Genomic DNA, 24,703 nt, shown 5'->3' with positions numbered 1-24,703 from the left:
TCAGTAGGGCAGCACGTGGGCGGCGAGATCTTCGGCCGTCAGGCCTTTGCCGGCGCGATGGCCTGCCTCTCCATGCAACCAGACGCCGGCAGCCGCTGCCTCGAATGCCGGCAAGCCTTGGGCGAGCAAGCCGCCGATAATGCCTGCCAGCACATCGCCGGAACCGGCGGTCGCGAGCCAGACCGGTGCGTTGGTGTTGATCAGCGCCCGTCCGTCCGGGGAGGCGATGACGGTATCTGCACCCTTGTAGATGATCACTGCATTAGAGCGACCGGCGGCGGCCAGTGCCTTATCCACCTTTCCTGCCCTCTTCTCGGCTGCGATATCAGGAAAGAGGCGCGCAAACTCGCCGTCATGTGGCGTTAGAACGAGGCGCGGCTCTCCCCTGAACAGATCGAACAGCGCCTGCGGGTCATCCTTGAATGAGCTGATGCCGTCAGCATCGAGAACGAGATGACGGTCGCGCAGTAGGGAAACGAATTTGCGGGCCTTCTTTCCGATGCCGAAGCCAGGGCCGAGAACGAAGGTCTGAAGACGTGCATCTTCAAGCCAGCCCTTCAATGTCGCCGCGTCGTCAATCGCGTGCAGCATAATGGCGGTCAGATGGGCGCTGTTGGCGGAAAGCGCTTCGCTCGGCGCGGCGATGGTGACAAGCCCGGCCCCGGCCCTCAGCCCCGCCATGGCCGACATGCGGGCGGCGCCTGTCTTGCTCGCATCACCCGAAAATACAACAAGGTGGCCACGCTTATATTTGTGGGTCTCCACCTGCTCGGTCGGAATGACAGCGCGCCACGCGGCAGGGGTGTTCTCATCGACACGACCATCCGTCTGCGCCCTGATGATGCGTGCGGGGATACCGATGTCGAAGACCTCTAGTGTGCCGCAAAGCTCCCTGCCCGGCATCAGCAGATGGCCGGGCTTGCGGGTCATGAAGGTCACCGTATGCGCCGCTCGGAAGGCGCCGCCGAGCACGGCGCCGGTGCGGCCGTCGAGGCCAGACGGCAGGTCGATGGCGATGACGGGAGTTCCTGCCTTGCCGACCTTGTGGATCAGATCGGCGACCTCGGATGGCACATCACGTGCAAGGCCGGCTCCGAAGAGGCCGTCGATGACGACGTCGCCCCGCTGCGGCTCATAGCGACCGATATCCTGCCCCTTCAGCACAAAGGCCGCCCTGGCGCGGGCCGCATCGCCCTTCAGCTTTTCCGGGTTGCCAAGGTGGAAGATATCCACCTGTCCGCCACTCTCCTGCAGGAGTCGGGCAACGATATAACCGTCACCGCCATTGTTGCCGGGGCCGCAGAACACTACGAAACGTCGTGCGCCGGGATAAAGACGCAATGCCGCAGCGGCGACCGCGGCACCTGCTTTTTCCATGAGACGATAGGAATTGATTCCGGATTCGGCTGCAGCCGAATCGGCGGCAGCCATTTCTGCAGGTGTCAGAAGAAAATCGGCGAGGCGTTTGCTCATGCCCCTATTCAATTCAAAAAGCGCCTAAAAAACAACCGCATCATCAGCAAAATGAAAGAGCAAATATTATGCATTTGCCTATTTTCTAAACCATCCGCCATGAACCGAAGGAAATTACGACTCCCGGGCTTTTTTCAATTTTCGCGTCATTTTTGATCAAAGCGCCCTGGAGTTAACCTCATCTTTCATCAAAACGACACTGAATCGCGGACAAACAAGGTCTCGCGCACCAAATTCCGCGATTTTTTGCGCGAGACGGATTTCAAACTGGCACGATATCTGCATCATATCCCGCGAGCGGGAAGGTTCCTGCTGTAACGGGAGAAGCGGAGAGACATTTTCTCATGAAAAAGATCGAAGCGATCATTAAGCCTTTCAAGCTGGACGAGGTGAAGGAAGCCCTTCAGGAAGTCGGTCTGCAGGGTATCACTGTCACGGAAGCGAAGGGCTTCGGTCGTCAGAAGGGCCATACCGAACTCTACCGCGGCGCCGAATATGTCGTCGATTTCCTGCCGAAGGTGAAGGTTGAGGTCGTGCTCGCAGATGAAAACGCGGAGGCCGTCATCGACGCGATCCGCAAGGCCGCGCAGACGGGGCGCATCGGCGACGGAAAGATTTTCGTTTCCAATGTCGAAGAGGTCATCCGCATCCGCACCGGTGAAACCGGTATCGATGCCATCTGACCGGCTTTGCCTTTCGGCGAAGCTCACCCATCCTCATCGTACATAACCTAACGTCATCACAAAATAGAGGAAGCATCTTATGGCGAGTGCAAGCGAAATCCTGAAGCAGATCAAGGAAAACGACGTCAAGTTCGTCGACCTGCGCTTCACCGATCCCAAGGGCAAGCTGCAGCACGTAACGATGGACGTATCCTGCGTCGATGAAGACATGTTTGCCGACGGCGTCATGTTCGACGGTTCCTCGATCGGCGGCTGGAAGGCGATCAACGAGTCCGACATGGTGCTGATGCCCGACACCGAAACGGTGCATATGGACCCGTTCTTCGCTCAGTCGACCATGGTCATCGTCTGCGACATCCTCGATCCGGTTTCCGGTGAAGCCTATAACCGCGATCCGCGCGGCACCGCCAAAAAGGCCGAAGCCTATCTGAAAGCATCCGGCATCGGCGACACAATCTTCGTCGGCCCGGAAGCCGAATTCTTCGTCTTCGACGACGTTAAGTACAAGGCCGATCCGTACAATACCGGCTTCAAGCTTGACTCGACCGAACTGCCGTCGAACGACGACACCGACTATGAGACCGGCAACCTTGGTCACCGTCCGCGCGTCAAGGGCGGCTATTTCCCGGTTCCGCCTGTCGACAGCGCTCAGGATATGCGTTCGGAAATGCTGACGGTTCTCTCGGAAATGGGCGTCGTCGTCGAAAAGCACCACCACGAAGTGGCTGCTGCCCAGCATGAGCTCGGCATCAAGTTCGACACGCTCGTTCGCAACGCCGACAAGATGCAGATCTACAAGTACGTCGTTCATCAGGTCGCCAACGCCTATGGCAAGACGGCGACCTTCATGCCGAAGCCGATCTTCGGCGACAACGGCTCGGGCATGCACGTGCACCAGTCGATCTGGAAGGGCGGCAAGCCGACCTTCGCCGGCGACGAATATGCAGGCCTTTCCGAAACCTGCCTCTACTATATCGGCGGCATCATCAAGCACGCCAAGGCGATCAACGCTTTCACCAATCCGTCGACGAACTCCTACAAGCGTCTCGTCCCGGGTTATGAAGCTCCCGTGCTGCTCGCCTATTCCGCCCGCAATCGCTCGGCTTCCTGCCGCATTCCGTTCGGCTCGAACCCGAAGGCAAAGCGCGTCGAAGTCCGCTTCCCGGATCCGACCGCAAACCCCTATCTCGCCTTTGCCGCCATGCTGATGGCCGGCCTCGACGGCATCAAGAACAAGATTCATCCCGGCAAGGCCATGGACAAGGATCTCTACGACCTGCCGCCGAAGGAACTGAAGAAGATCCCGACCGTCTGCGGCTCTCTGCGCGAAGCGCTCGAAAGCCTCGACAAGGACCGTAAGTTCCTGACGGCAGGCGGCGTCTTCGATGACGATCAGATCGATGCGTTTATCGAACTGAAGATGGCCGAAGTGATGCGCTTCGAAATGACGCCGCATCCGGTCGAATACGACATGTACTACTCGGCATAAGGCAAGAGTTGAAAGCCCTGGTTCGCCGGGGCTTTTTTCGATCCTGAGGCCATAAGGGCCGATGGGCAGAGATGACAGTCATGTGACGAAATCCTGCGAAAATCTTGATTTGCGGGGGGCCGATCACCAAATTGGGTGAGAAAGGAAGTCGTACCATGAAAGAAAGAGTTGCAAAGTTCAGTATAGGCGAAGTGGTCCGGCACAAGGTTTTTCCGTTTCGCGGTGTCATCTTCGACGTTGATCCGGAGTTCGCGAATACGGAAGAATGGTGGAATTCCATTCCCGCGGAAGTCCGCCCCAGCAAAGACCAGCCGTTTTACCATCTGCTTGCCGAAAACGACGATAGCGAATATGTCGCCTACGTCTCCGAGCAGAACCTGATAAGCGACGAAAGCGATATGCCGCTTCGCAATCCGCAGGTCGAGCAGATCTTCGACCGCAGCCCGACAGGCCAGTTCAAACCCAAGATGAGCTTCGCCCATTAAGTCGGATCACATAACCGGCATGGAAAGGCCCCGCATGTCGGGGCCCTTTCTTTTCTCACATGTTATCGCAAAAACGCTGCACACTTTCGCGCGACATGCTTTAGCGACAAAAAAACCCGGCCTGAAGCCGGGTTTTTCGTCAATTCATGAAAGGCCCGATTACTGGGCCTTTGCCGCCTTCTGGGCGTCTTCCAGCTTCTTGCGGGCTTCTTCGGCCTTCTTCTGCATGCTGTCCTGCAGGCTGCGCTGGCTTTCGGCGAGCTTCGATTCGGAAACCGGTTCGCCGTCATAAGCGCCGGTGAAACCTTCGAGCGAAACCTTGATCGGGTTCGGAGCGCGGCGGAAGTTGATCGAGGTGAAGACCACGTCCGTGCCCTTCTTGAGGCTTGTGACCATGGCGTCCGTCAGCGGGATCTCAGCCGTGCACTTGTCCGGCAGGCAGACGGCGTAGTCGAGCTTCTGAGCCTTGCCGCCGTCAATCTGCATAGCGATGCCCGGCGGGATCAGGCGTGCGGCCGGAACAGAAACCTGAAGGATTTTGCGGTTGATCTTGCCGGAAACCGAGATGAGACCAACAGCCGTCACCAGCTGGCCGCCATTGGCGAGAACCAGGTTCTGAACAACGCAGATGTCGTTGTCTTCCTGCTTGCTGCAGGTCTTGTACCAGCCGAGGCGCGGTGCACCTGCGGCCTGTGCGGGCGCGTCAGCCGACGCTGCCGGAGCCTGGGCGGCTGCATCCTGTGCGAAGGACGAAACCGGAGCCGAAGCGCCGAAGATCACTGCCATAACGGACAGTGCTGCCCGCATTTTCTTTTCAGACTTGAACATCATAACGAATTCCGTCTCCTGATATCCGTTTCGGGGCTACGTTCGGCCGCCCCTACCACCGGGTCGTTCGGCACTCCACCTCTTAAAAAATTAAGGCAAATGCATGACCCCAAAACTTCGGGTCACCTGTTACATCGCAGCGTTGAAGATATCCAGCATTTCTTTGGCAATTTCGCGGGCATTTTGGCACATAGGTAAAGAAAGCGGCGGCCGCGGTTGGAATTGGGTGCTCCCATGCTACCCTTCCGGCGAATCGTGCCCGTCGCCACGCATCGAGGAATTACAGAATGCTTCGGATCACCCTCCTCACCGCTTTCACGCTTATAGCCGGCGCCGCCGTTGCAGAGCCCGTGCATAGTATTGCCATGCACGGCACGCCGGCGCTGCCTGCCGACTACAAGCACTTCCCTTACGTCAATCCCGATGTGAAGAAGGGCGGGAAAATCACCTATGGCGTGGTCGGCACTTTCGACAGCCTGAATCCCTTTATCCTGAAAAGCATGCGCACAACGGCGCGCGGCATGTGGGATCCGCAATTCGGTAACCTCGTCTATGAATCCATGCTGCAGCGTTCGAGTGACGAGCCCTTCACACTCTACGGCCTGCTGGCGGAAACGGTGGAATGGGATGAAGACCGCACCTTCATTCAGTTCAATCTCAATCCAAAAGCCAAGTGGTCGGACGGGCAGCCGGTTACGCCCGAAGATGTGATCTTTTCCTTCGAGCTGCTGCGCGACAAGGGACGTGTGCCGTTCTCCAGCCGCCTCAATCTCGTTTCCAAGATGGAAAAGGTTGGAGATCACAGCGTGCGTTTCACCTTCAACGACAAGGCAGACCGCGAAACGCCGATGATCTTCGGCCTGTTTCCGATCCTGCCGAAGCATGCGATCGACCTCGATAGCTTCGACCGCAGCACGCTCACGCCACCCATCGGCTCCGGTCCCTACAAGATCAAGAGCCTGAAGCCGGGAGAAAGCATCACCTACGAGCGCGACCCGAACTATTGGGGCAAGGATATTCCGGCCAAGGTCGGCATGGACAATTACGACCGGCTTACCGTGCAGTATTTCCTGCAGGACACAACGCTTTTCGAGGCCTTCAAGAAAGGCGACGTTGATATCTATTTGGAAGGCAATCCGGGGCATTGGGCAAACGCGTATGATTTCCCGGCGGCAACGTCGGGCGTGGTCGTGAAGGATGTGTTCAAGCCGAAACTGCCGAGCGGCATGCTCGGCTTCGTCTTCAATACGCGGCGGCCGATCTTTAGCGATATCAAGGTGCGCGAAGGTCTGTCGCTGGTCTTCGATTTCGAATGGGCCAACAAGAACCTCTATTCCGGCGCCTATAAGCGCACACAGAGCTTCTGGCAGAATTCCGATCTATCGAGCTTTGGCGTGCCGGCGGATGCGCGTGAGCTGGCGCTGCTCGGGCCGATCAAGGACCAGATCGACCCCGCGATCCTCGACGGCAGCTATAAGCTGCCGGTGACAGACGGCTCGGGACGCGACCGCAAGGTGCTGAAGCAGGCCGTCGACCTCCTCAAACAAGGGGGCTATACGATCCAGGGAGGCAAGATGGCGGATGCGAGCGGCAAGCAGCTTGCCTTCGAGATCATGACGCAAAATCCCGATCAGGAAAAACTCGCCGTCGCCTACCAGCGATCGCTACAGACGATCGGCGTCGCGGCATCGATCCGCACCGTCGACGATTCTCAATATCAGAGCCGGACGAACAGTTTCGACTACGACATGATCATGAAAGCCTATACTTCCTCGCTGTCGCCCGGGAACGAGCAGCTTGGCCGCTGGTCGTCGGCCGCACGCACGCGCGAGGGTACAGACAGCTTTGCTGGCGCCAATGATCCCGGTCTCGACACGTTGATCGACCATCTGTTGCGGGCGCGTTCGGCCGAGGATTTCACGGCTTCCGTGCGCTCCTTTGATCGGCTGCTGATCTCCAATCACTATGTGTTACCTTTATACCACATCGATCAGCAGTGGGTTGCGCGCAACAAGCGCATCGGTCATCCGGATGCGGTGCCGCTCTATGGCTATCAGCTGCAGACATGGTGGGATACGAGCGCGCAATAATCACATCATCAGATGCGTCCTTCTATTTTCTTTCTCTTATCTCGACCTTCCTCTAAAGGTCGTCGAGAACATCTTCTATGCGATCGAGCCAACCGTCATTGAGGGATGGCAGAATAAGGAATTACAATGGAACGCATCACCATCGACGTTGTCTCCGATGTCGTCTGCCCCTGGTGCTATCTCGGCAAGGCGCGGTTGGAATTGGCGATCGCTGAGGTGCAGGATGAAATCGGCGTCGATATCAACTGGCGTCCCTATCGCCTCAACCCGGATTACCCGCCCGAAGGAGTCGACCAGAAAAAGATGCTGGAGCAGAAACTCGGTGGCGCAGAACGCGTGGCCGAAGCACACAAGATGTTGACCGGCTATGGCCGCGACGTCGGCATCAAGTTCAATTTCGAGGCTATCAAGATAGGGCCGAACACGCTCGATGCGCACCGCCTGATCCACTGGGCTGGTGTCGAGGACCGGCAGAAGCAGGAGGCCGTCGTCTCGGCGCTGTTCAAGGCTAATTTCGAGGAGGGCCGCAACGTCGGCGATCACGACGTGTTGCTCGATATCGCCGAAAAGGCCGGTCTGCAGCGTCCCGTCATTGCCGCGCTGCTCGCTTCGGACGCCGACAGCAGCGTCATTCTCTCGGAAATCGACGCAGCGCAGCGCATGGGCGTCAACGGCGTGCCATTCTTCATCTTCGACCAGCAGTATGCCGTCAGCGGCGCACAGACACCGGATGTGCTGGCAGGCGCTCTCAGGGAAATTGCCGCAGCGAAGGCCGAAGCACGCGCCGGGATGAATTGACGCGCGTGATCATAGGTAAACTGAAAACGCAGTCGGGGCAGTCCGGTTTTTGCTGGACTGCCCTCAGCTTTTCGCGAGCTCGGCAAGCTGCGTCATAATCACGGCAGCACCTTGCAGGCGCTTCTCGGGGGTTGGCAAGTCGCGGGTCAGGAACAGGCTGTGGTCGGGGCGGATCTTCGCCATGGCACCCTGCTTGCCGATATAACCGACGAGATTGGCCGGGTTCGGGAACTCCTTGTTGCGAAACTGCACGACGACACCCTTGGGGCCGGCATCGAGTTTCTCGACATTGGCAGTACGGCAGAGCGACTTGATGTAGACGATCTTGAGCAGGTGCTGGACCTCTACCGGCATCGGGCCGAAGCGGTCGATCATCTCCGCACCGAAGCCGTCGATCTCCTTCAGATCCGTGAGTTCGCCAAGGCGGCGGTAGAGCGCCATGCGCAGATGCAGGTCGGGCACGTAACCTTCCGGGATCATCACGGTCGTGCCGACGGATATCTGCGGCGACCAGCCGGTATCCTGGATCTCGTCGACACCCTTTACCTCGGCGACCGCCTCTTCCAGCATCTGCTGGTAAAGCTCGAAACCGACTTCCTTGATATGGCCGGACTGTTCCTCGCCGAGCAGGTTGCCGGCACCGCGGATATCAAGGTCGTGGCTTGCCAGCTGGAATCCGGCGCCGAGCGTATCCAGCGACTGCAGCACCTTGAGGCGGCGCTCGGCAGTTGCGGTCAGCACCTTGTTGACCGGCAGGGTGAAGAGCGCGAAGGCGCGCACCTTGGAGCGTCCGACACGGCCGCGCAACTGGTAGAGCTGCGCGAGGCCGAACATATCGGCGCGGTGGACGATCAGCGTATTGGCCGTCGGCACATCGAGACCGGATTCGACGATGGTCGTCGAGAGCAGCACATCGTAGCGGCCTTCGTAGAAGGCGTTCATGATGTCTTCCAGCTCGCTGGCCGGCATCTGGCCGTGGGCGACGGCAACCTTCAATTCCGGCACATCGGACCGCAGAAAGGCGTGAACGTCTTCCAGATCGGCGAGGCGTGGGCAGACATAGAAGCTCTGGCCGCCGCGATAGTGCTCGCGCATCAGCGTTTCGCGGATGACGAGGCTGTCGAAGGGCGAGATGAACGTGCGCACCGCCATGCGGTCGACCGGCGGCGTAGTGATGAGCGAGAGTTCGCGCACGCCGGTCATGGCAAGCTGTAGCGTGCGCGGGATCGGCGTTGCCGAGAGCGTCAGGACGTGCACGTCGCTCTTCAGCTCCTTCAGCCGTTCCTTGTGCTTGACGCCGAAATGCTGCTCCTCGTCAATGATCAGCAGGCCGAGGTTGGCGAACTTGATGCCGGCGCCGAGCAGCGCATGCGTGCCGACGACGATATCCGTCTTGCCTTCGGCCACTTCCTTTTTCGTCAGCGCCAGGTCCTTGGAGCCGACAAGGCGCGAGGCCTGCTGGATGCGGATCGGCAGACCGCGGAAGCGCTCGGAGAAAGTCTTGAAATGTTGGCGGGAGAGCAGCGTCGTCGGCACGACGACGGCGACCTGCACACCATTCATGGCCGCAACGAAGGCAGCGCGCAGTGCAACCTCGGTCTTGCCGAAGCCGACGTCGCCGCAGACGAGGCGATCCATCGGCCGGCCGGCACCGAGATCTCCGCGCACGGCCTCGATGGCGTTCTCCTGATCTTCCGTTTCGTCATAGGGGAAACGGGCAGCGAATTCGTCATAGAGCCCCTCCGGCGTCGTCAGCACCGGCGCTTGGCGCGTCAGACGCTCGGCGGCGATGCGAATCAGCGCGTCGGCCATATCGAGCAGGCGGCGCTTGAGCTTGGCCTTGCGCATCTGCCATGCGCCGCCGCCGAGCTTATCGAGCTGGACCTCCGTGCCCTCACCACCAAACCGTGACAGGAGATCGATGTTTTCGACCGGCAGGAAGAGCTTGGCATCATCTGCATATTGCAGCTCGAGGCAGGCATGCGGCGCACCGGCGGCCTCGATGGTGCGAAGGCCAACGAAACGGCCGATGCCGTGTTCGGCGTGAACGACGATCGATCCTTCGTCCAGGCCGGCGACTTCGGAGATGAAGTCTGCCGCACGCTTCCTGCGGCGAGAGCGGCGCACCATACGGTCGCCGAGAATATCCTGCTCGCCGATGATGATAAGATCGCCGGTCTCGAAACCGGATTCGAGGCTGAGAACGGCTGCTGCCGCCTCGCCTTTCGCGAGGCCCGAAACATCCTTCAGCGCGGTAACCGGCTTGACGCGTTCGAGACCGTGTTCGTTCAGCACCTGCAGCAGGCGCTCGAGCGACCCCTCGGTCCAGGCGGTGATGACGATCTTCGCACCGCCGGCACGTCTATCGGCGATGTGCTTGACGACCACGTCGAAGACGTTGATGCGCTCGGCATCGCCGCCGCCTTCGGCATTGGAGCGCGCCCATCGCGGCCCCTGGCGCGCATCGAGATTAACGACGTGGCGTGCCTCGCCCTCATGCTCGTTGAAGGGAGAGACCCTAATAGTGCTGATCGCATCGAGCGTGCGCGCGAAGGTCTTGCTGTCGAGATAGAGCTGACCGGGCGAGACCGGCTTATAGGGCGTGCCCTGCGCCATCTGGCCCTTGCCCGGCTGGCCGGAATTCAAGCGCGCATCATAGTAGTCATAGACGAGCTTGGAACGCTCTTCGGCCGCCTCACGCACGGTATGATCGGTGACGATGCTGAAGCCGGAGAGGTAGTCAAACACCGTATCCAGCTTCTCGTAGAACAGCGGCAGCCAGTGTTCCATGCCGGGATAGCGGCGACCTTCTGATACGGCGAGGTAGAGCGCATCGTCGCGGGTGGCAGCACCGAAGGTGGAGAGGTAGTTCTTGCGAAATCGGCTGATCGTATCCGGCGTCAGCGTCACCTCGCTCATCGGGTTGAGATCGAGGGAGCGGACTTGGCCGATCGTGCGCTGGCTGGCTGGATCGAAGCTGCGGATGCTCTCCAGCGTATCACCGAAGAAATCGAGGCGGACGGGCTCTTCCGACCCAGGAACAAACACATCCAGAATGCCGCCGCGCACGGCATATTCGCCGACTTCGCGCACGGTTGCCACGCGCTCGAAGCCGTTGCGCTCCAGCCGGCCGGCAATATCGTCCATGCGGACCTGATTGCCAGGGCGCGCCGAGAAAGTCAGGCTTTCGATGATGTCCTGCGGCGCCACCTTCTGCAACATGGCATTGACTGTCACCAGCACGATTGCAGCATGCGGCTTCTTACGGTGCGCGATCAAACCAGAGAGTGCAGCCAGACGGCGTGCCGAGGTATCAGCGCTCGGCGACACACGGTCATAGGGAAGACAATCCCAGGCTGGCAGTGTCAGGACCGGGATATCGGGAGCGACGAAGCCCAGCATCTGCTCCAGGTCGGCCATGCGATGACCGTCCGACAGCACATAGGCAACGGGTTCGCCGTTGCGGGCGAGCTCGGCAAGCAGCAGCGGTTCCATGCCCGCAGGCACGTTGCCGATCGTCAGCGGCTCGGCGGCGGCTGCGAGCTTCTTGGCGTCAAAACCAGGGATCATTCAGGCATCCGGGGCGTGTCGAAATCGGGCTTATAGGCGGCGATGCGGGCAAACATGGGTGTCTTTAAATGCTCGGGCGTCGGCCAGGTTCCCATGATCCAGCGCACGAGATCATTGTCCTCCTCGGCCATGATCGTCTCGAACTCGTCGAGCTCGGCTTCGCTCATGGTGGGAAGTTCGTTTTCAGCGAACTGACCGAAGACAAGATCCATCTCTCTGATACCGCGATGCCAGCAGCGGAAAAGAATCCGGCGGCGGCGCGGGTCAAGACCGGCGCTCGTGAGCGTTACACCTGTCATGGCATTCACCTTCTTTGTTGATGCGCCTCTATAGACTCTCAAAAGCGGCTTGTCAGCCTTGCCAAGGCCCTATTGTTCATCGCATTTTGGCGCCTATGCGCCCCGCCATTCTCGATCCGCTATTTTCCCCCGTTTCGGGCCTTCCTGGCGTCGGCCCAAAGATCTCGGAGCTCTTCGTCAAGCTGCTCGGACGCGAGACGCCCGAAGATTGCCGGGTCATCGATCTCCTGTTCCATGCGCCCTCCTCGCTGATCGACCGGCGCAACCAGCCGGGTATCGCCCGCGCGCCGCAAGGCGCCATTGTGACGATTACAGCGCGCGTGGACCGGCATCAGGCACCGCCGCGCGGCAATCGCAACGTTCCCTACCGGGTCTTCCTGCATGACGAGACCGGCGAGCTGACCCTCGTCTTCTTCCGCGGGCAGGCAGCATGGCTGGAAAAACAGTTGCCGATCGATGAGGAAGTAACTGTCAGCGGCAAGGTGGACTGGTTCAATGGCCGCGCCTCGATGGTCCATCCGGATTATATCGTCAAGGCGAGCGAGGGCGAGAACCTGCCGCTGGTCGAGCCGATCTATCCGCTGACGGCGGGGCTTTCACCGAAGATGCTGCGCAAGATCATTGAGGCGGCGCTGCCGCGCATGCCGGAGCTGCCGGAATGGATCGACCTTTCACTGGCGCAGAAACAGGGCCTGCCGTCGATCCGCGACAGCTTCCACATGCTGCACGAGCCGCGGGATACCTCTGACATAGATCCGCAGACCCCGGCCCGCCGCAGGCTAGCCTATGACGAATTTCTGGCCGGCCAGCTGTCGCTTGCGCTGGTGCGCCAGCGACTGCGCAAAGTCGCCGGGCAACCCGTACATCCCACTGGAAAAGTCAGCGGCAAGATATTGCAAAGCCTTCCTTTTTCACCGACTCGCAGCCAGACGGAGGCTGTTGCCGACGTCCTGAAGGACATGGCCGGCGATGAGCGCATGCTGCGGCTGCTGCAAGGCGATGTCGGCTCCGGCAAGACTCTCGTCGCGCTGCTATCGATGGCCGCCGTCATCGAGAGTGGCGGACAGGCGGTGCTGATGGCGCCGACGGAAATTCTTGCCCGCCAGCATCATGCAACGATCTCAAAATTCGCTGATGCCGCGGGCCTTGGCGTCGAGGTGCTGACGGGCCGCACCAAAGGCCGCGAGCGGGAAGATATTCTCGAACGTATTGCGTCGGGCGAAGCACAAATCATTATCGGCACGCACGCTCTCTTCCAAGATAGTGTCAACTACAAGAACCTGATGCTGGCCGTTGTCGACGAGCAGCATCGTTTCGGCGTACACCAGCGCCTGCGGCTGACAGCAAAGGGCATCTCCCCGCATATGCTGGTCATGACGGCAACGCCGATTCCGCGCACGCTGGTGCTGGCAGCCTTCGGCGATATGGATGTCTCGAAGCTGACCGAAAAACCCGCCGGACGAAAGCCAATCACCACCATCACCATTCCGACCGAGCGGACCGGTGAGATCGTCGGCCGGCTGAAGAGTGCGCTCTCGGAAGGCAAGAAGGCCTACTGGATCTGCCCGCTGGTCGAAGAATCCGAAGAAGTCGATCTGATGTCGGTGGAGGAGCGACATGCGACGCTCGTCTCGGCGCTCGGCCCCGGCATCGGTCTTATTCACGGACGGATGAGCGGGCCGGAAAAGGATGCGGTGATGCTTGCCTTCAAGAACGGCGAATTGCGGCTGCTGGTGGCGACGACCGTCGTGGAAGTCGGAGTCGACGTGCCTGACGCGACGATCATGGTGATTGAACATGCGGAGCGTTTCGGGTTGGCGCAGCTACACCAGCTTCGCGGGCGTGTCGGACGTGGCGACGAGGCCTCGACCTGTATCCTACTCTACAAGGGACCGCTCGGCGAGACGGGGCATGCGCGGCTCTCCATCATGCGCGAGACGGAAGACGGCTTTCGGATTGCGGAAGAGGACTTGAAGCTGCGCGGCGAAGGTGAACTTCTGGGTACGCGGCAATCGGGCACGCCGGGCTTTCGTATCGCAAGCCTCGAGGCGCATGCCGATCTCTTGGAAATCGCTCGCAGGGACGCGGCCTATCTGATCGAGCGCGATCCGGAACTGACGAGCGAGCGCGGCGAGGCAGTTCGCACCCTGCTCTACCTCTTCCGTCGAGATGAAGCGATCCGGTTCCTCAGAGCCGGTTAGTCGACCTTGGATATTGCTTTTGGTTTGGGGCGGACGACCGGCAGATGTTCAGGAGCGACGAGGCCGCCAGATATCAGGAACTTGGCGGCATCCTCCGGGTTCATGTCGAGCATGACGATCTTCTCGCGGGGCACGAAGATAAGGAAACCCGCTGTCGGCACCGGCGTCGGCGGCAGGAAAACGGCTACCATATCCTGCCCCATCGCATTGAATTTCGACGCGACCTCACCCTTGACATCGGTAGCGATGAAGACGAGCGCCCAGAGCCCCGGCCCCGGATACTCGATGAGGCCGACCTTCTTGAAGGAATTCGACTGTTCCTTCAGCACCGTTTCGAATATCTGCTTCACGCTTCTGTAGATGGTGCGCACCAGCGGCATACGCTGAACGATAGATTCGCCGAAGCGGACGATGCTCTGACCGATGAGGTTTTTGCCGAGGAAGCCAACGATCGTGATGATAATCACCGCGGTCAGCAGACCGAAGCCGGGAATGGCGAAATTTATGTAGCTTTCCGGATTCCAGCGCGCCGGGATATAGGGTCGCACCCAACTGTCCGACCAATGGATGAAGGTCCAGGTCAGCCAGATGGTGATCGCGATCGGTGCGCAGATGATAAGGCCGGCGAGAAAATTATTCCTCAGCCGCATTGCGACCGGCACTCGGGGGGGCTTCTCGGTCATCTTTCCTGATGAACTCCGCTTCTGTCTTTAGACGGGCCGGGGCAACCGGCCTTCCCCCTGTGTCTGCAGGCTCAAAATTGCCAGAATTCGTGCTACCACACAACCTGTTTCAGCTTGTGAAGACTTACTCCACAGTCACCGATTTTGCGAGATTCCGTGGTTGGTCGACGTCCGTGCCCATGAAGACCGCCGTATGGTAGGCGAGCAGTTGGATCGGTAGCGAGAAGATCATCGGCGAGATGATCTCATCGACATTCGGAAGCGTGATCGTCGCCATCGTCGGCAGTTTCGAAGCAGCTGCACCGTTCTCATCGGTGATGAAGATGATCCGGCCGCCACGGGCTGCGACTTCCTGCATGTTGGAGACGGTCTTTTCGAAGAAACGGTCATAGGGTGCGATGACGATGACGGGCATGTTTTCGTCGATCAACGCGATCGGCCCATGCTTCAGCTCGCCGGCGGCATAGCCTTCCGCGTGGATATAGGAGATTTCCTTGAGCTTCAGCGCACCTTCCATGGCAAGCGGGAAGCTGGTGCCGCGGCCGAGGTAAAGCACGTCCTTGCACTTTGAGAGCTCGCGCGACAGGCCTTCCATCTGCGGTTGGATGAGGTTCAGGACCCGGCTCATGATGCGCGGCATTTCGGCCAGATGGCGCACCATCGGCTTCTCGTCGTCGGCGCTTATGGTGCCGCGGGCGCGGCCGGCGCCGATTGCGAGCGAAGCAAGCACGGCAAGCTGGCAGGTGAAGGCCTTGGTGGAGGCGACGCCGATTTCCGGCCCGGCCATGATCGGGAAGACGGCGTCGGATTCGCGGGCGATGGTCGATTCCCGCACGTTGACGACTGCACCGATCTTCAGGCCGTTGTCTTTGCAGTAGCGAAGCGACGCCAGAGTATCGGCAGTCTCGCCCGACTGCGAGATGAAGAGCGCTGCCTGCGACGGCTGCAGCGGCATTTCGCGGTAGCGGAACTCAGAGGCAACATCGATTTCGACAGGCAGGCGCGCATAGCGCTCGAACCAGTATTTGCCGATCAAGCCGGCAAGATAGGCCGTGCCGCAGGCCGAGATAGCAAGGCCGGTCGCGGCTTTGAAATCGATGGCAGATGCATTCGGGCTGATCGTGTTGGCAGCGAAGTCCACGTAGTGGCTCAGCGCGTGGGAGATGACCTCCGGCTGCTCGTAGATTTCCTTTTCCATGAAATGGCGGTGATTTCCCTTGTCGACGACATAGACGGTCGCCTGCGAAATCTGGCGCGGACGCTTAACCACCTTGCCGGAAAAATCGAGCACGGTCGCACCATCACGCGTGATGATCGCCCAATCGCCATCGACGAGATAGGTAATCTCATTGGTGAAGGGCGATAGCGCAATGGCGTCCGAGCCAAGGAACATCTCCCCCTTGCCGTAGCCGACAGCAAGCGGCGGGCCGGATCGCGCAGCCATGATGGTGCCGGGATCGCTCTTCAGCATGACGGCGAGCGCATAGGCGCCGGTGACGCGGTTCAGCATCTTCAGCATGGCTTCGCGCGCAGAAAGACCCTCGCGCAAATACTTCGCCATCAGATGAGCAACGACTTCCGTGTCAGTCTGGCTTTCGAAGCTCGCTCCTTCACGGCTCAGTTCATCGCGCAGTTCAGAAAAGTTCTCGATGATGCCATTGTGGACGACGGCTACGCCTTCGACGAAATGCGGATGGGCGTTGGTCTCGTTCGGCACGCCATGGGTTGCCCAGCGTGTATGGGCGATGCCGGTCGTTCCCGGCAGCGGCTCGCTATCGAGACGCTTTTCCAGATTGAAGAGCTTACCCTCGGCACGGCGGCGATCCATGACGCCCTCATGGATCGTGGCGACGCCGGCGGAATCGTAACCGCGATATTCCAGCCGCTTCAACGCATCGACAAGACGGCCTGCAACTGGCGCATTTCCGACGATCCCTACAATTCCGCACATGCAAACATCCCCTCAGGCCTCAATATCGACGCCAGTCCTAGCGATTCCCGCTTATTTCTCAATTGGTACGGCGGTCACTTTCGATTTCCGCGCGTTACGGAAGAAGGTTCAGCCCTTGGCTTTCTTCGCCGCCTTGATGGCGAGCGCCCGCTCATGCAGCAGCTTTGCCCGCTCAGGCTTTATCTCCTGTCTGGCACGGCCAAAGGCAAGCGCTTCTGCGGGCACATCGGACGTGATGACGCTGCCCGAAGCGATATAGGCGCTGTCGCCGATCGTCACGGGTGCAACCAGCGAAGAGTTCGAACCGATGAAGGCATCCCTGCCTATAACCGTCTCGAACTTGTTCACCCCGTCATAGTTGCAGGTGATCGTGCCCGCGCCGATATTGGTGCCCGAGCCGATGACGGCATCGCCGATATAGGTCAGGTGGTTGACCTTGGCGCCCTCGCCGATCTTGCCGTTCTTGACCTCACAGAAATTGCCGACCTTGGAGCCGATGGCGAGATCCGCACCAGGCCGCAGGCGCGCAAAAGGACCGACGGTCGCGCCTTCGCTCACATGCGCGCCTTCGATATGCGAGAAGGCATGGATGACAACGCCGCTATCGATAACGGCCCCGGGGCCGAAGACGACGTTCGGCTCGATCAGCGCATCCTGGCCGATCACGGTGTCATAGGAGAGGAAGACCGTTTCCGGGGCGATCATCGTTACGCCGGAGAGCATCAACTCCTGGCGGCGGCGTTCCTGCCAGAGGCGCTCGATGACGGCAAGTTCGGCACGGTTGTTGCAGCCGGTCATCTCGACCTCAGGCGCATCGACGGCGGTCACGCGGCCGCCCAGCGAGCGGGCGATCTCAACGAGATCGGTCAGATAATATTCGCCCTTGGCATTGCCGTTACCGATACGTGACAGGAGGTCGAGCGCTTTGCGTCCGTTGATGGCCATCAGGCCGCTGTTGCACCAGGTGACGGTGCGCTCGGCATCCGTCGCATCCTTCTCCTCGCGGATGGCCATCAGCTCACCATCCTTGACGAGCAGGCGGCCATAGCCGGTCGGGCGGCCGGTGTGGAAACCGATGACGACGATGTCGCTGCCCTCGGCCAGCGCCTTACGGGCTTCGAGCAACGGGCCGGCCGTCTGCAGCGGCACATCGCCATAAGTGACGAGGATATCGTCATAGCCCTCGGCAATCGCCTCGCGGGCCGCCAGAACGGCGTGGCCGGTGCCGAGGCGCTGTTCCTGCAGATAAGATCTGATCTTCACGCCGCCGATATCGGCAGCCTTCGCCACTTTCTCGGCATCCCGGCCGACGACGAGGGCAACGGAGGACACTCCCGTGGCGGCCACTGCATCGACGACATGAGCGATCATCGGCCGGCCGGCGACCTCATGCAGCACCTTCGACTTTACGGACTTCATCCGCGTGCTGTCGCCGGCGGCGAGAATGACGGCAAGGCAGGTGCGTTCCATGGCAGACTCCGAGAATCCATTGCAGATCGGCTGTTCTGCCGCTCATAGCAGCAAGGTGAAGCTTCAAAAAGTCGAAATCGGCAAGGAAATGGTGGTTTCGGAGAGCGCCGAGAAGGCTTCGTGAACGTGTTCCCTGCCGTCGACGATGACATCTTCCATTGCCTTGCGCGCCGCTGCGCTATTGCCCGCGGCGATGGCATCGACGATGCGCATGTGCGTTTCGGCTATGTTGGCGAAGCCGTTCTGCGAGGGCGGCGTACTCATGCGAAACATGCCGACGAGTGCCGCCTCGATGAGCCCGCCGAGCGTGCGCATGAAGGGGTTGTGAGATGCTTCCGAAACGGCGAGATGGAACCGCAGATCGGCAAGTGCCAGACTGTCGGCGGTATGGCCGCTGGCGGCCATGTCGAGCGCCAGACTACGCAACAGTTCGATCTCCTCCTGGCTTGCGCGTTCCGCAACGAGGCCCGCGGCAAAAGGTTCGAAAGCCAGCCGGATATCGTAAAGCTGCAGGAGAAATTCTTCACTGACACCGTTGGCGAAATGCCAGGAGATGATCTCGGTGTCGAACATGTTCCAGAAGTTCTTTTCCGTCACACGCGTTCCGACACGCGCCTTTGCAACGACCATGCCTTTGGCGGCGAGCGTCTTCATCGTTTCACGCAGTACCGTGCGCGATACTTTGAAGCGCTGCGCAAGCTCTCCGTCTCCGGGAAGGATCGTGCCGACGGGATAGGTGCCGGCAACGATTGCCCGGCCGAGTTCATCGACGACATGCGCGTGACTTGTTTGGGTTCTTCGCCCCGCCTTACCGGTTTCAAGCGTTTTGTTGCGCAATCCGTCGCTCCTCCTACCCATATCTCCTGTTCAGACTGGAAAGGAAAAGGATGGCTTTTTGCATTACCATGAATGCAAAAAGCAGCAGGCCAATCAGGATTTTCGTCCACCAGCTCGACAGCGTACCGTCGAAGGTAATGTAAGTCTGAATGAGCCCCTGGATCAGCAGACCGATAAAGGTCCCTGCCACGAATCCCGCTCCTCCTGTCAGCAGCGTCCCTCCGATAACGACTGCCGCGATGGCGTCCAGTTCGACACCCACCGCTGCAAGAGAATATCCGGCAGATGTGTATAGGGAAAAAACGATTCCGGATAGGCCAGCCAGGAAACCCGACAGCGCGTAGATCTGGATCGTCGTGCGCGCCACCGGAACGCCCATCAATTGTGCCGTCTGCACGCCGCCGCCCAACGCATAGACATTGGTTCCGAAGCGGGTGCGATGGGCGATGAAGATACCGGCGGCGAAAACGATCAGCATGATGCCGCCGATCAGCGTCAGGCGCCCGCCGCCCGGCAGACGATAGTAGAGGCTGGTCAGCGTCGAATAATATTCATGATTGATCGGAATGCTGTCGATCGACAGGACGTAGGCCATGCCGCGAGCAAGGAACATCCCGGCAAGTGTCACGATGAAGGGCGGCATCTGCAGGAAATGAATGATCACGCCCATGACCGCGCCGAAGGCCGTCGTGATGATGAGCACGATCGCGAAAGCAGCCAGCGGGTGAATGCTGGTGTTCTGCAGGATAACGGCCAGAAAAACACCGGTGAAGGCGATGATGGACCCGATCGACAGATCGATGCCGCCGGAGATAATGACGAAGGTCATGCCGACCGCAGCAATGCCGAGGAACGCGTTGTCGGTCAGCAGGTTGCCGATAACGCGCGTCGACAAGATGTTCGGATATTGTAGCGTGCAGACCGCATAGGCGAGCACGAAGATGACGATCGTCGCAAGGAGCGGCAAGTATTTGGAATTCATTTGCGCCCTCCTGCGTTCGTCTGGCGTGCCAGGAAGCTGGTCAGCGATTGCATGGCTGGCGACTGGATCACCAGAATGACGAGGATAATGACCGCTTTGATGATGAGATTGAACTCCGGCGGAAAGCCGGACAGCAGGATGCCGGTATTGACCGCCTGGATGATCATCGCGCCGATCAGGGACCCGATAATGCTGAAGCGGCCGCCGAGCAGTGAATTGCCGCCGACAACCACGGCCAGGATGGCATCGAGCTCCAGCCATAGTCCGGCATTGTTGGCATCCGCCCCCTTTATGTCGGCGGCGACGATGATGCCGGCGATGGAAGCGCAGAGGCCGCTTAACATATAGACCGCCATCAGCAGCACAGGTGTCTGTACGCCAGACAGTGTGCTGGCCCGCCTGTTGATGCCGACAGCCTCAATCAGCATGCCGAGCGCCGTGCGGCGGACCAGCAGGATGACCAGCAGGCCGACGATCAGCCAGATGACGACTGGCATGGGCAGGAAGGCGAAGGAGCCGCTGCCGAGAAAGATCAGCCCGTCATTGTTGAAGGTCATAATGACGCCTTCGGTGATGAGTTGCGCGATCCCGCGGCCGGCGACCATCAGAACGAGGGTCGCGATGATCGGCTGGATATTGAGGACGGCCACGAGGAAGCCGTTCCAGAAGCCACAGAGCAGACCGACGACAACAGTCAGTGCCAGCGTATAGGCAAGCGAATTGCCTTCGACGATCGACGAGGCTGAGACGGCGCCGCAAATCGCAATGACCGCACCGACCGAAAGGTCGATGCCCTTGGTGGCGATCACGAGCGTCATGCCGATGGCGAGCAACGCCACGGGCGCGCCACGATTGAGCACGTCGATGAGGCTCCCATAGAGCCGGCCATTTTGAACAATCATATCAAGAAATTGCGGGAAGAAGCTGAAATTCAAAAGAAGAACAACCAAAAGCGCAATCAATTGTGGCGCAAGACGAAAGCCCAGCGCCTTCAGCGAGGCAGTCATGCATCCTCCGTTCGTTTGTCGGCCGCGGCAATGGCGTCGACAATGCCGGCAGCGCTGATGTGCTCCCCGGTCAGTTCTGCGATATGTTCGCGATCGCGCAGCACGATGACGCGTGAACTGTAGGCAACGAGTTCCTCCAGTTCCGAGGAGATGACGATCAGCGACATGCCCCGGGCGCATAGTTGCTCGATCAGTTTGATGATCTCCGCATGGGCGCCGACATCGATGCCGCGGGTCGGCTCGTCCAGGATCAGGAAATTCGGATTGGTCGCGAGCCAGCGGGCGAGGATCGCCTTCTGCTGATTGCCGCCGGAGAGCAGCCGAATGGGCTTTTCGCGATCGGTCGTGCGGATATCGAGCGCCTTGATATATTCGTCAGCGATTGCATTCTGTTCGGCGCGTGAAAGCGGCCGTGCCCAGCCGCGGCGGGCCTGCAACGCAAGAGCGATGTTTTCGCGGATCGACAGGTCGCCGATAATGCCGTCCGTCTTGCGGTCCTCCGGGCAGAAGCCGAATCCCTTGCCGATCGCAGCACGTGGACTTGACAGCACCACCGGCTTTCCGCCGATCTTGGCGACACCGCTATCGGCGCTTTCGATGCCGAAGAGAAGCTCGGCCGTTTCCGTACGCCCCGACCCGAGGAGCCCCGCGACGCCGACGACTTCGCCGACGCGGACTTCGAGATCGAAGGGCTTCACCTTTCCGCGTTTTCCGAAACCCTCGAAAGAATATTTGACCTCGCCGGCAGCAATGGTGTGTTCTCTGACGGCATGTTCCGCCTGGGCGAGTTCGCGCCCGAGCATCATGGCGATCAGGTTCTGCCGCGGCAGTTCGGCGGCCTCATGCGTACCGACAAGCCGGCCATTGCGCAGCACGGTAATGCGGTCGCTGACCGCGTAAACCTGTTCGAGAAAATGAGTAATGAAGACAATGCCTAATCCGCGCTTCTTCAAGTCGTTTATGATGCGGAAAAGCATCTCGACTTCGTGCGTATCGAGGCTGGCGGTGGGCTCGTCGAGAATGAGCACCTTGCCCGACAGATCGACGGCGCGAGCGATTGCGACTATCTGCTGGACGGCGACCGAGAAGCGGTCGAGCTGCGCGGTTACATCGATATCGAGGCCGTAGCCTGCCAGAAGCTCACGGGCGTTCCGGTTCATGGTGCGGGCATCGATCATGCCGAAACGCTTCGGCTGGCGTCCGAGGAAGAGGTTTTCCGCGACGCTGAGATTGGAGAGGAGGTTGACCTCCTGGTAGACGGTGCCGATGCCGAGCTTCTGGGCGGCCAGCGTATCGGCCGGATCAATCTCGTGACCTTCCAGTGTCAGGCTTCCGCCATCGCGACGATAGGCGCCGGTAATGCATTTGATGAGCGTCGACTTGCCGGCGCCGTTTTCGCCGAGCAACGCGTGAACCTCGCCGCGGCGCAGCGTGAAATCCACCTTATCCAGGGCGATAGCGCCGGGGAAGAATTTCGATATGGCCGAGGCTGCGAGAATATTCTCGAAATTGTGAACCATGAGGGCTGCTGTTTCCTGATATTGCGCCTTACGCCTATGCCAAAACCAGGCATGACGCCCGGCCCGACACCGGCAGTTCCGCACCAGTCCATGATGGACCGGTGCGGTTCCAGGTTCAAATCAGTAGCCCTGCCCCTTCTTCTCTTCGTAGACCTTCATCGGGTCGTCAGCCGGCGTATAGAGCTTGGACTCGGTCTGGATCCACTTCGGCGGAGCCTTCTTGTCCTTGAGGTAGGCTTCGAGCGCGTCGAAGGCCGGACCCGACATGTTCGGCGTCAGCTCGACCGTGGCATTGGCCTCACCTTCGGACATGGCCTTGAAGATATCGGGCACGGCGTCGATGGAGACGACGAGGATATCCTTGCCCGGCTTCAGACCAGCTTCCTTGATCGCCTGGATGGCGCCGACGGCCATGTCGTCGTTATGGGCATAGAGAGCGCAGATATTCTTGCCGCCATTCTCGGCCTTCAGGAAGCTTTCCATGACTTCCTTGCCCTTGGTGCGGGTAAAGTCACCGGTCTGGCTGCGAACGATCTTCAGGTTGTCGTGGCCGGCAAGAGCCTCTTCGAAGCCCTTCTTGCGGGCGATGGCCGGCGATGAACCGGTGGTGCCCTGCAGCTCGACGACATTGCACTTCTTGTCGCCGACGGTCTTGACCAGGAAATCGCCTGCGACCTTGCCTTCATGGACCAGGTCGGAGGTAACCGCCGTCAGGTAGAGATCGTCGGGAGCCTTGATGGTACGGTCGAGAAGGATGACTGGAATCTTGGCTTCCTTGGCTTCCTTCAGAACGTCGTCCCAGCCGGTTTCCACAACAGGAGCAATGAGAATGGCATCGACGCCCTGAGCAATGAAAGAGCGCAGAGCCTTGATCTGATTTTCCTGCTTCTGCTGCGCATCGGCAAACTTCAGATCGATGCCGCGCTTCTTGGCCTGTTCCTTGGTCACTGTCGTTTCAGCCGCGCGCCAACCCGATTCCGAGCCGATCTGCGAGAAGCCGACAGTCAAGCCGGCAGCCGAAGCCGAACCGAACATGCAGGCAGCCAGAATCGTGGCACTCAAAAGTGCAGTCTTCAATTTCATGATTTCCTCTCCCAATGCCGCTCCTTCGCGGCGCAGGGTCAAAAAATCATATAGTATTACTTTTGTAAATGGGGTTTTTAATATGCATTGCAGCAAAAAAGGGCGCCCACAAGGACGCCCTTTCGCAGCTGCAAAGTGGCCAGCCGGTTATTGCGCCGGCAGCTTGTCGTCGACACCTTCGACGTAGAAATTCATGCCGAGCAGCGTGCCGTCATCGGCCTTCTCGCCGGCCTTCAGCCAAGGCGTGCCGTCCTGCTTGTTGATCGGACCGGTGAACGGATGCAGTTCGCCGGACTTGATCTTGGCTTCGGTTTCCTCAGCCATTTTCTTCACGTCGTCAGGCATATTCGTGTAGGGCGCCATCTTGAGGATGCCATCCTTCAGGCCGTCCCAGCTCTGCTCGGACTTCCAGGTGCCGTCCAAAAGCGCGTGAACGCGCTTGGAGTAGTAGGTGCCCCAGGTATCGACGATCGCCGTCAGCTGAGCCTTCGGACCGGCGGCGATCATGTCGGATGCCTGACCAAACGCGTGGATGCCGCGTTCTTCGGCAACCTGCATCGGCGCGGTGGTGTCGGTGTGCTGGGTCAGCACGTCGACGCCCTGGTCGATCATGGCCTTGGCAGCGTCTGCTTCCTTGCCCGGGTCGAACCAGGTGTTGACCCAGATAACCTTGAGCTTGAAGCTCGGATCGATCGACTTGGCTCCCTGCTCGAAGGAGTTGATGCCCATCACGACTTCAGGAATCGGGAAGGAAGCGATGTAGGCAGCGCCGTGATTCTTCGAAGTCTTGGCGGCGATCTGGCCGAGGATGTAGCGGCCTTCATAGAAGCGCGAATTGTAGGTCGCGAGGTTCGGGCCGGACTTGTAGCCGGTGCCGTGCTCGAACTTGACCTTCGGGAACTTGGCGGCAACCTTGACCGTCGCGTCCATGAAGCCGAAGGACGTCGTGAAAATCAGCTGGCAGCCGGAACGCGCAAGGCGTTCGATGGCGCGTTCGGCGTCCGGGCCTTCCGGAACATTTTCGAGGTAGGGCGTTTCGATCTTGTCGCCGAATTCGGCCTGGACCTGCTGGCGGCCGACATCGTGCGCCTGCGAATAACCGCCGTCGTTGTGCGCGCCGACATAGACGAAGCAGACCTTCGTCTTGTCCGCCGCCGCGGCGGCTGAGGATATGCCGATCACGGCTGCGGCCGATGCGGCAAGTGTGAGTGCGAATTTCTTCATGATGACCCCTGTTGGTTTGAAGTTATTCCG

19 protein-coding genes are annotated in these 24,703 nt (G+C 59.7%); 6 read left to right on the top strand and 13 right to left on the bottom strand.

Features of this window, described 5'->3' with window-relative positions; translation table 11 throughout:
* Positions 1 to 1,473 carry an NAD(P)H-hydrate dehydratase gene (locus JNB85_RS14335; RefSeq protein WP_220334932.1) on the bottom strand — a complete coding sequence of 491 codons (1,473 nt, stop codon included), beginning with the start codon at positions 1,471 to 1,473 and terminating at the stop codon, positions 1 to 3.
* A 344-nt stretch (positions 1,474 to 1,817) separates the two neighbouring features.
* Here JNB85_RS14335 and JNB85_RS14330 point away from each other — a divergent pair, with 344 nt between their 5' ends.
* The 3 genes from JNB85_RS14330 to hspQ all read left to right on the top strand — a co-directional run bounded on the left by JNB85_RS14330 (position 1,818) and on the right by hspQ (position 4,130).
* A complete protein-coding gene (locus JNB85_RS14330; protein ID WP_003539626.1) occupies positions 1,818 to 2,156 on the top strand; it encodes a P-II family nitrogen regulator in 339 nt (112 codons plus the stop codon).
* Positions 2,157 to 2,235: 79 nt separating this feature from the next.
* Positions 2,236 to 3,645 carry a type I glutamate--ammonia ligase gene (gene glnA, locus JNB85_RS14325; protein WP_220334931.1) on the top strand — a complete coding sequence of 470 codons (1,410 nt, stop codon included), beginning with the start codon at positions 2,236 to 2,238 and terminating at the stop codon, positions 3,643 to 3,645.
* 155 nt (positions 3,646 to 3,800) lie between these two features.
* Positions 3,801 to 4,130 (top strand): heat shock protein HspQ, encoded by a 330-nt coding sequence (gene hspQ, locus JNB85_RS14320; protein ID WP_183747279.1) that lies wholly within the window; start codon positions 3,801 to 3,803, stop codon positions 4,128 to 4,130.
* A 159-nt stretch (positions 4,131 to 4,289) separates the two neighbouring features.
* Here the strand turns inward: hspQ and JNB85_RS14315 are convergent, their stop codons facing one another.
* Complete coding sequence (locus JNB85_RS14315) at positions 4,290 to 4,961, bottom strand: invasion associated locus B family protein (protein WP_220334930.1); 672 nt, start codon at positions 4,959 to 4,961, stop codon at positions 4,290 to 4,292.
* Positions 4,962 to 5,245: 284 nt separating this feature from the next.
* On the opposite strand from JNB85_RS14315, the gene JNB85_RS14310 reads away from it, so the two are divergent.
* Both JNB85_RS14310 and JNB85_RS14305 read left to right on the top strand, forming a co-directional pair.
* Positions 5,246 to 7,048, top strand: a complete 1,803-nt coding sequence (locus JNB85_RS14310) for an extracellular solute-binding protein (RefSeq protein WP_220334929.1) — start codon at positions 5,246 to 5,248, stop codon at positions 7,046 to 7,048.
* A 126-nt stretch (positions 7,049 to 7,174) separates the two neighbouring features.
* The gene (locus tag JNB85_RS14305; RefSeq protein ID WP_220334928.1) at positions 7,175 to 7,846 is read left to right on the top strand and encodes a DsbA family oxidoreductase; all 672 of its coding nucleotides are present in this window, start codon (positions 7,175 to 7,177) and stop codon (positions 7,844 to 7,846) included.
* Positions 7,847 to 7,909: 63 nt separating this feature from the next.
* On the opposite strand, the gene mfd is transcribed toward JNB85_RS14305, so the two are convergent.
* Both mfd and JNB85_RS14295 read right to left on the bottom strand, forming a co-directional pair.
* On the bottom strand, positions 7,910 to 11,416 hold the full coding sequence (gene mfd, locus JNB85_RS14300) for a transcription-repair coupling factor (protein ID WP_220334927.1): 3,507 nt from the start codon (positions 11,414 to 11,416) through the stop codon (positions 7,910 to 7,912).
* A complete protein-coding gene (locus JNB85_RS14295; protein ID WP_007811944.1) occupies positions 11,413 to 11,715 on the bottom strand; it encodes an FAD assembly factor SdhE in 303 nt (100 codons plus the stop codon). The genes mfd and JNB85_RS14295 overlap by 4 nt, the downstream gene beginning before the upstream one ends.
* A gap of 95 nt (positions 11,716 to 11,810) precedes the next feature.
* On the opposite strand from JNB85_RS14295, the gene recG reads away from it, so the two are divergent.
* Positions 11,811 to 13,916: an ATP-dependent DNA helicase RecG gene (recG, locus tag JNB85_RS14290; protein ID WP_220334926.1), complete on the top strand. Its 2,106-nt coding sequence runs from the start codon at positions 11,811 to 11,813 to the stop codon at positions 13,914 to 13,916.
* Here the strand turns inward: recG and JNB85_RS14285 are convergent.
* From JNB85_RS14285 to JNB85_RS14245, 9 genes are all read right to left on the bottom strand, one after another.
* Entirely contained in the window at positions 13,913 to 14,599 is a 687-nt protein-coding gene (locus tag JNB85_RS14285; protein ID WP_220334925.1) for a DUF502 domain-containing protein, read from the bottom strand. The genes recG and JNB85_RS14285 overlap by 4 nt on opposite strands.
* A gap of 124 nt (positions 14,600 to 14,723) precedes the next feature.
* Positions 14,724 to 16,550, bottom strand: a complete 1,827-nt coding sequence (gene glmS, locus JNB85_RS14280; RefSeq protein WP_220334924.1) for a glutamine--fructose-6-phosphate transaminase (isomerizing) — start codon at positions 16,548 to 16,550, stop codon at positions 14,724 to 14,726.
* A gap of 108 nt (positions 16,551 to 16,658) precedes the next feature.
* On the bottom strand, positions 16,659 to 18,020 hold the full coding sequence (gene glmU / locus JNB85_RS14275) for a bifunctional UDP-N-acetylglucosamine diphosphorylase/glucosamine-1-phosphate N-acetyltransferase GlmU (protein ID WP_220334923.1): 1,362 nt from the start codon (positions 18,018 to 18,020) through the stop codon (positions 16,659 to 16,661).
* Positions 18,021 to 18,083: 63 nt separating this feature from the next.
* Positions 18,084 to 18,857: a FadR/GntR family transcriptional regulator gene (locus JNB85_RS14270; RefSeq protein WP_220334922.1), complete on the bottom strand. Its 774-nt coding sequence runs from the start codon at positions 18,855 to 18,857 to the stop codon at positions 18,084 to 18,086.
* A 13-nt stretch (positions 18,858 to 18,870) separates the two neighbouring features.
* On the bottom strand, positions 18,871 to 19,839 hold the full coding sequence (gene yjfF / locus JNB85_RS14265; RefSeq protein ID WP_220334921.1) for a galactofuranose ABC transporter, permease protein YjfF: 969 nt from the start codon (positions 19,837 to 19,839) through the stop codon (positions 18,871 to 18,873).
* Entirely contained in the window at positions 19,836 to 20,846 is a 1,011-nt protein-coding gene (locus JNB85_RS14260) for an ABC transporter permease (protein ID WP_220334920.1), read from the bottom strand. The genes yjfF and JNB85_RS14260 overlap by 4 nt, the downstream gene beginning before the upstream one ends.
* Positions 20,843 to 22,366 carry a galactofuranose ABC transporter, ATP-binding protein YtfR gene (gene ytfR, locus JNB85_RS14255; RefSeq protein ID WP_220334919.1) on the bottom strand — a complete coding sequence of 508 codons (1,524 nt, stop codon included), beginning with the start codon at positions 22,364 to 22,366 and terminating at the stop codon, positions 20,843 to 20,845. Before ytfR ends, JNB85_RS14260 begins: the two co-directional genes overlap by 4 nt.
* Positions 22,367 to 22,486: 120 nt before the next feature.
* Positions 22,487 to 23,449: a galactofuranose ABC transporter, galactofuranose-binding protein YtfQ gene (gene ytfQ, locus JNB85_RS14250; protein ID WP_220334918.1), complete on the bottom strand. Its 963-nt coding sequence runs from the start codon at positions 23,447 to 23,449 to the stop codon at positions 22,487 to 22,489.
* A 147-nt stretch (positions 23,450 to 23,596) separates the two neighbouring features.
* Entirely contained in the window at positions 23,597 to 24,673 is a 1,077-nt protein-coding gene (locus tag JNB85_RS14245) for a BMP family ABC transporter substrate-binding protein (RefSeq protein WP_220334917.1), read from the bottom strand.
* Positions 24,674 to 24,703 lie beyond the last annotated feature (30 nt).

It is taken from the genome of Rhizobium mesosinicum, assembly GCF_019511345.1.
GTDB lineage: Bacteria > Pseudomonadota > Alphaproteobacteria > Rhizobiales > Rhizobiaceae > Rhizobium > Rhizobium mesosinicum.
The sequence above is the reverse complement of the archived record's forward strand: the minus strand, read 5'-3'. Positions and strand labels throughout refer to the sequence as shown.

What these genes read in the sequence shown, in the direction of transcription:
- JNB85_RS14335 (WP_220334932.1), bottom strand. Translation starts at nt 1,473, where the DNA reads ATGAGCAAACGCCTCGCCGATTTTCTTCTGACACCTGCAGAAATGGCT.
- JNB85_RS14330 (WP_003539626.1), top strand. Translation starts at nt 1,818, where the DNA reads ATGAAAAAGATCGAAGCGATCATTAAGCCTTTCAAGCTGGACGAGGTG.
- glnA (WP_220334931.1), top strand. Translation starts at nt 2,236, where the DNA reads ATGGCGAGTGCAAGCGAAATCCTGAAGCAGATCAAGGAAAACGACGTC.
- hspQ (WP_183747279.1), top strand. Translation starts at nt 3,801, where the DNA reads ATGAAAGAAAGAGTTGCAAAGTTCAGTATAGGCGAAGTGGTCCGGCAC.
- JNB85_RS14315 (WP_220334930.1), bottom strand. Translation starts at nt 4,961, where the DNA reads ATGATGTTCAAGTCTGAAAAGAAAATGCGGGCAGCACTGTCCGTTATG.
- JNB85_RS14310 (WP_220334929.1), top strand. Translation starts at nt 5,246, where the DNA reads ATGCTTCGGATCACCCTCCTCACCGCTTTCACGCTTATAGCCGGCGCC.
- JNB85_RS14305 (WP_220334928.1), top strand. Translation starts at nt 7,175, where the DNA reads ATGGAACGCATCACCATCGACGTTGTCTCCGATGTCGTCTGCCCCTGG.
- mfd (WP_220334927.1), bottom strand. Translation starts at nt 11,416, where the DNA reads ATGATCCCTGGTTTTGACGCCAAGAAGCTCGCAGCCGCCGCCGAGCCG.
- JNB85_RS14295 (WP_007811944.1), bottom strand. Translation starts at nt 11,715, where the DNA reads ATGACAGGTGTAACGCTCACGAGCGCCGGTCTTGACCCGCGCCGCCGC.
- recG (WP_220334926.1), top strand. Translation starts at nt 11,811, where the DNA reads ATGCGCCCCGCCATTCTCGATCCGCTATTTTCCCCCGTTTCGGGCCTT.
- JNB85_RS14285 (WP_220334925.1), bottom strand. Translation starts at nt 14,599, where the DNA reads ATGACCGAGAAGCCCCCCCGAGTGCCGGTCGCAATGCGGCTGAGGAAT.
- glmS (WP_220334924.1), bottom strand. Translation starts at nt 16,550, where the DNA reads ATGTGCGGAATTGTAGGGATCGTCGGAAATGCGCCAGTTGCAGGCCGT.
- glmU (WP_220334923.1), bottom strand. Translation starts at nt 18,020, where the DNA reads ATGGAACGCACCTGCCTTGCCGTCATTCTCGCCGCCGGCGACAGCACG.
- yjfF (WP_220334921.1), bottom strand. Translation starts at nt 19,839, where the DNA reads ATGAATTCCAAATACTTGCCGCTCCTTGCGACGATCGTCATCTTCGTG.
- JNB85_RS14260 (WP_220334920.1), bottom strand. Translation starts at nt 20,846, where the DNA reads ATGACTGCCTCGCTGAAGGCGCTGGGCTTTCGTCTTGCGCCACAATTG.
- ytfR (WP_220334919.1), bottom strand. Translation starts at nt 22,366, where the DNA reads ATGGTTCACAATTTCGAGAATATTCTCGCAGCCTCGGCCATATCGAAA.
- ytfQ (WP_220334918.1), bottom strand. Translation starts at nt 23,449, where the DNA reads ATGAAATTGAAGACTGCACTTTTGAGTGCCACGATTCTGGCTGCCTGC.
- JNB85_RS14245 (WP_220334917.1), bottom strand. Translation starts at nt 24,673, where the DNA reads ATGAAGAAATTCGCACTCACACTTGCCGCATCGGCCGCAGCCGTGATC.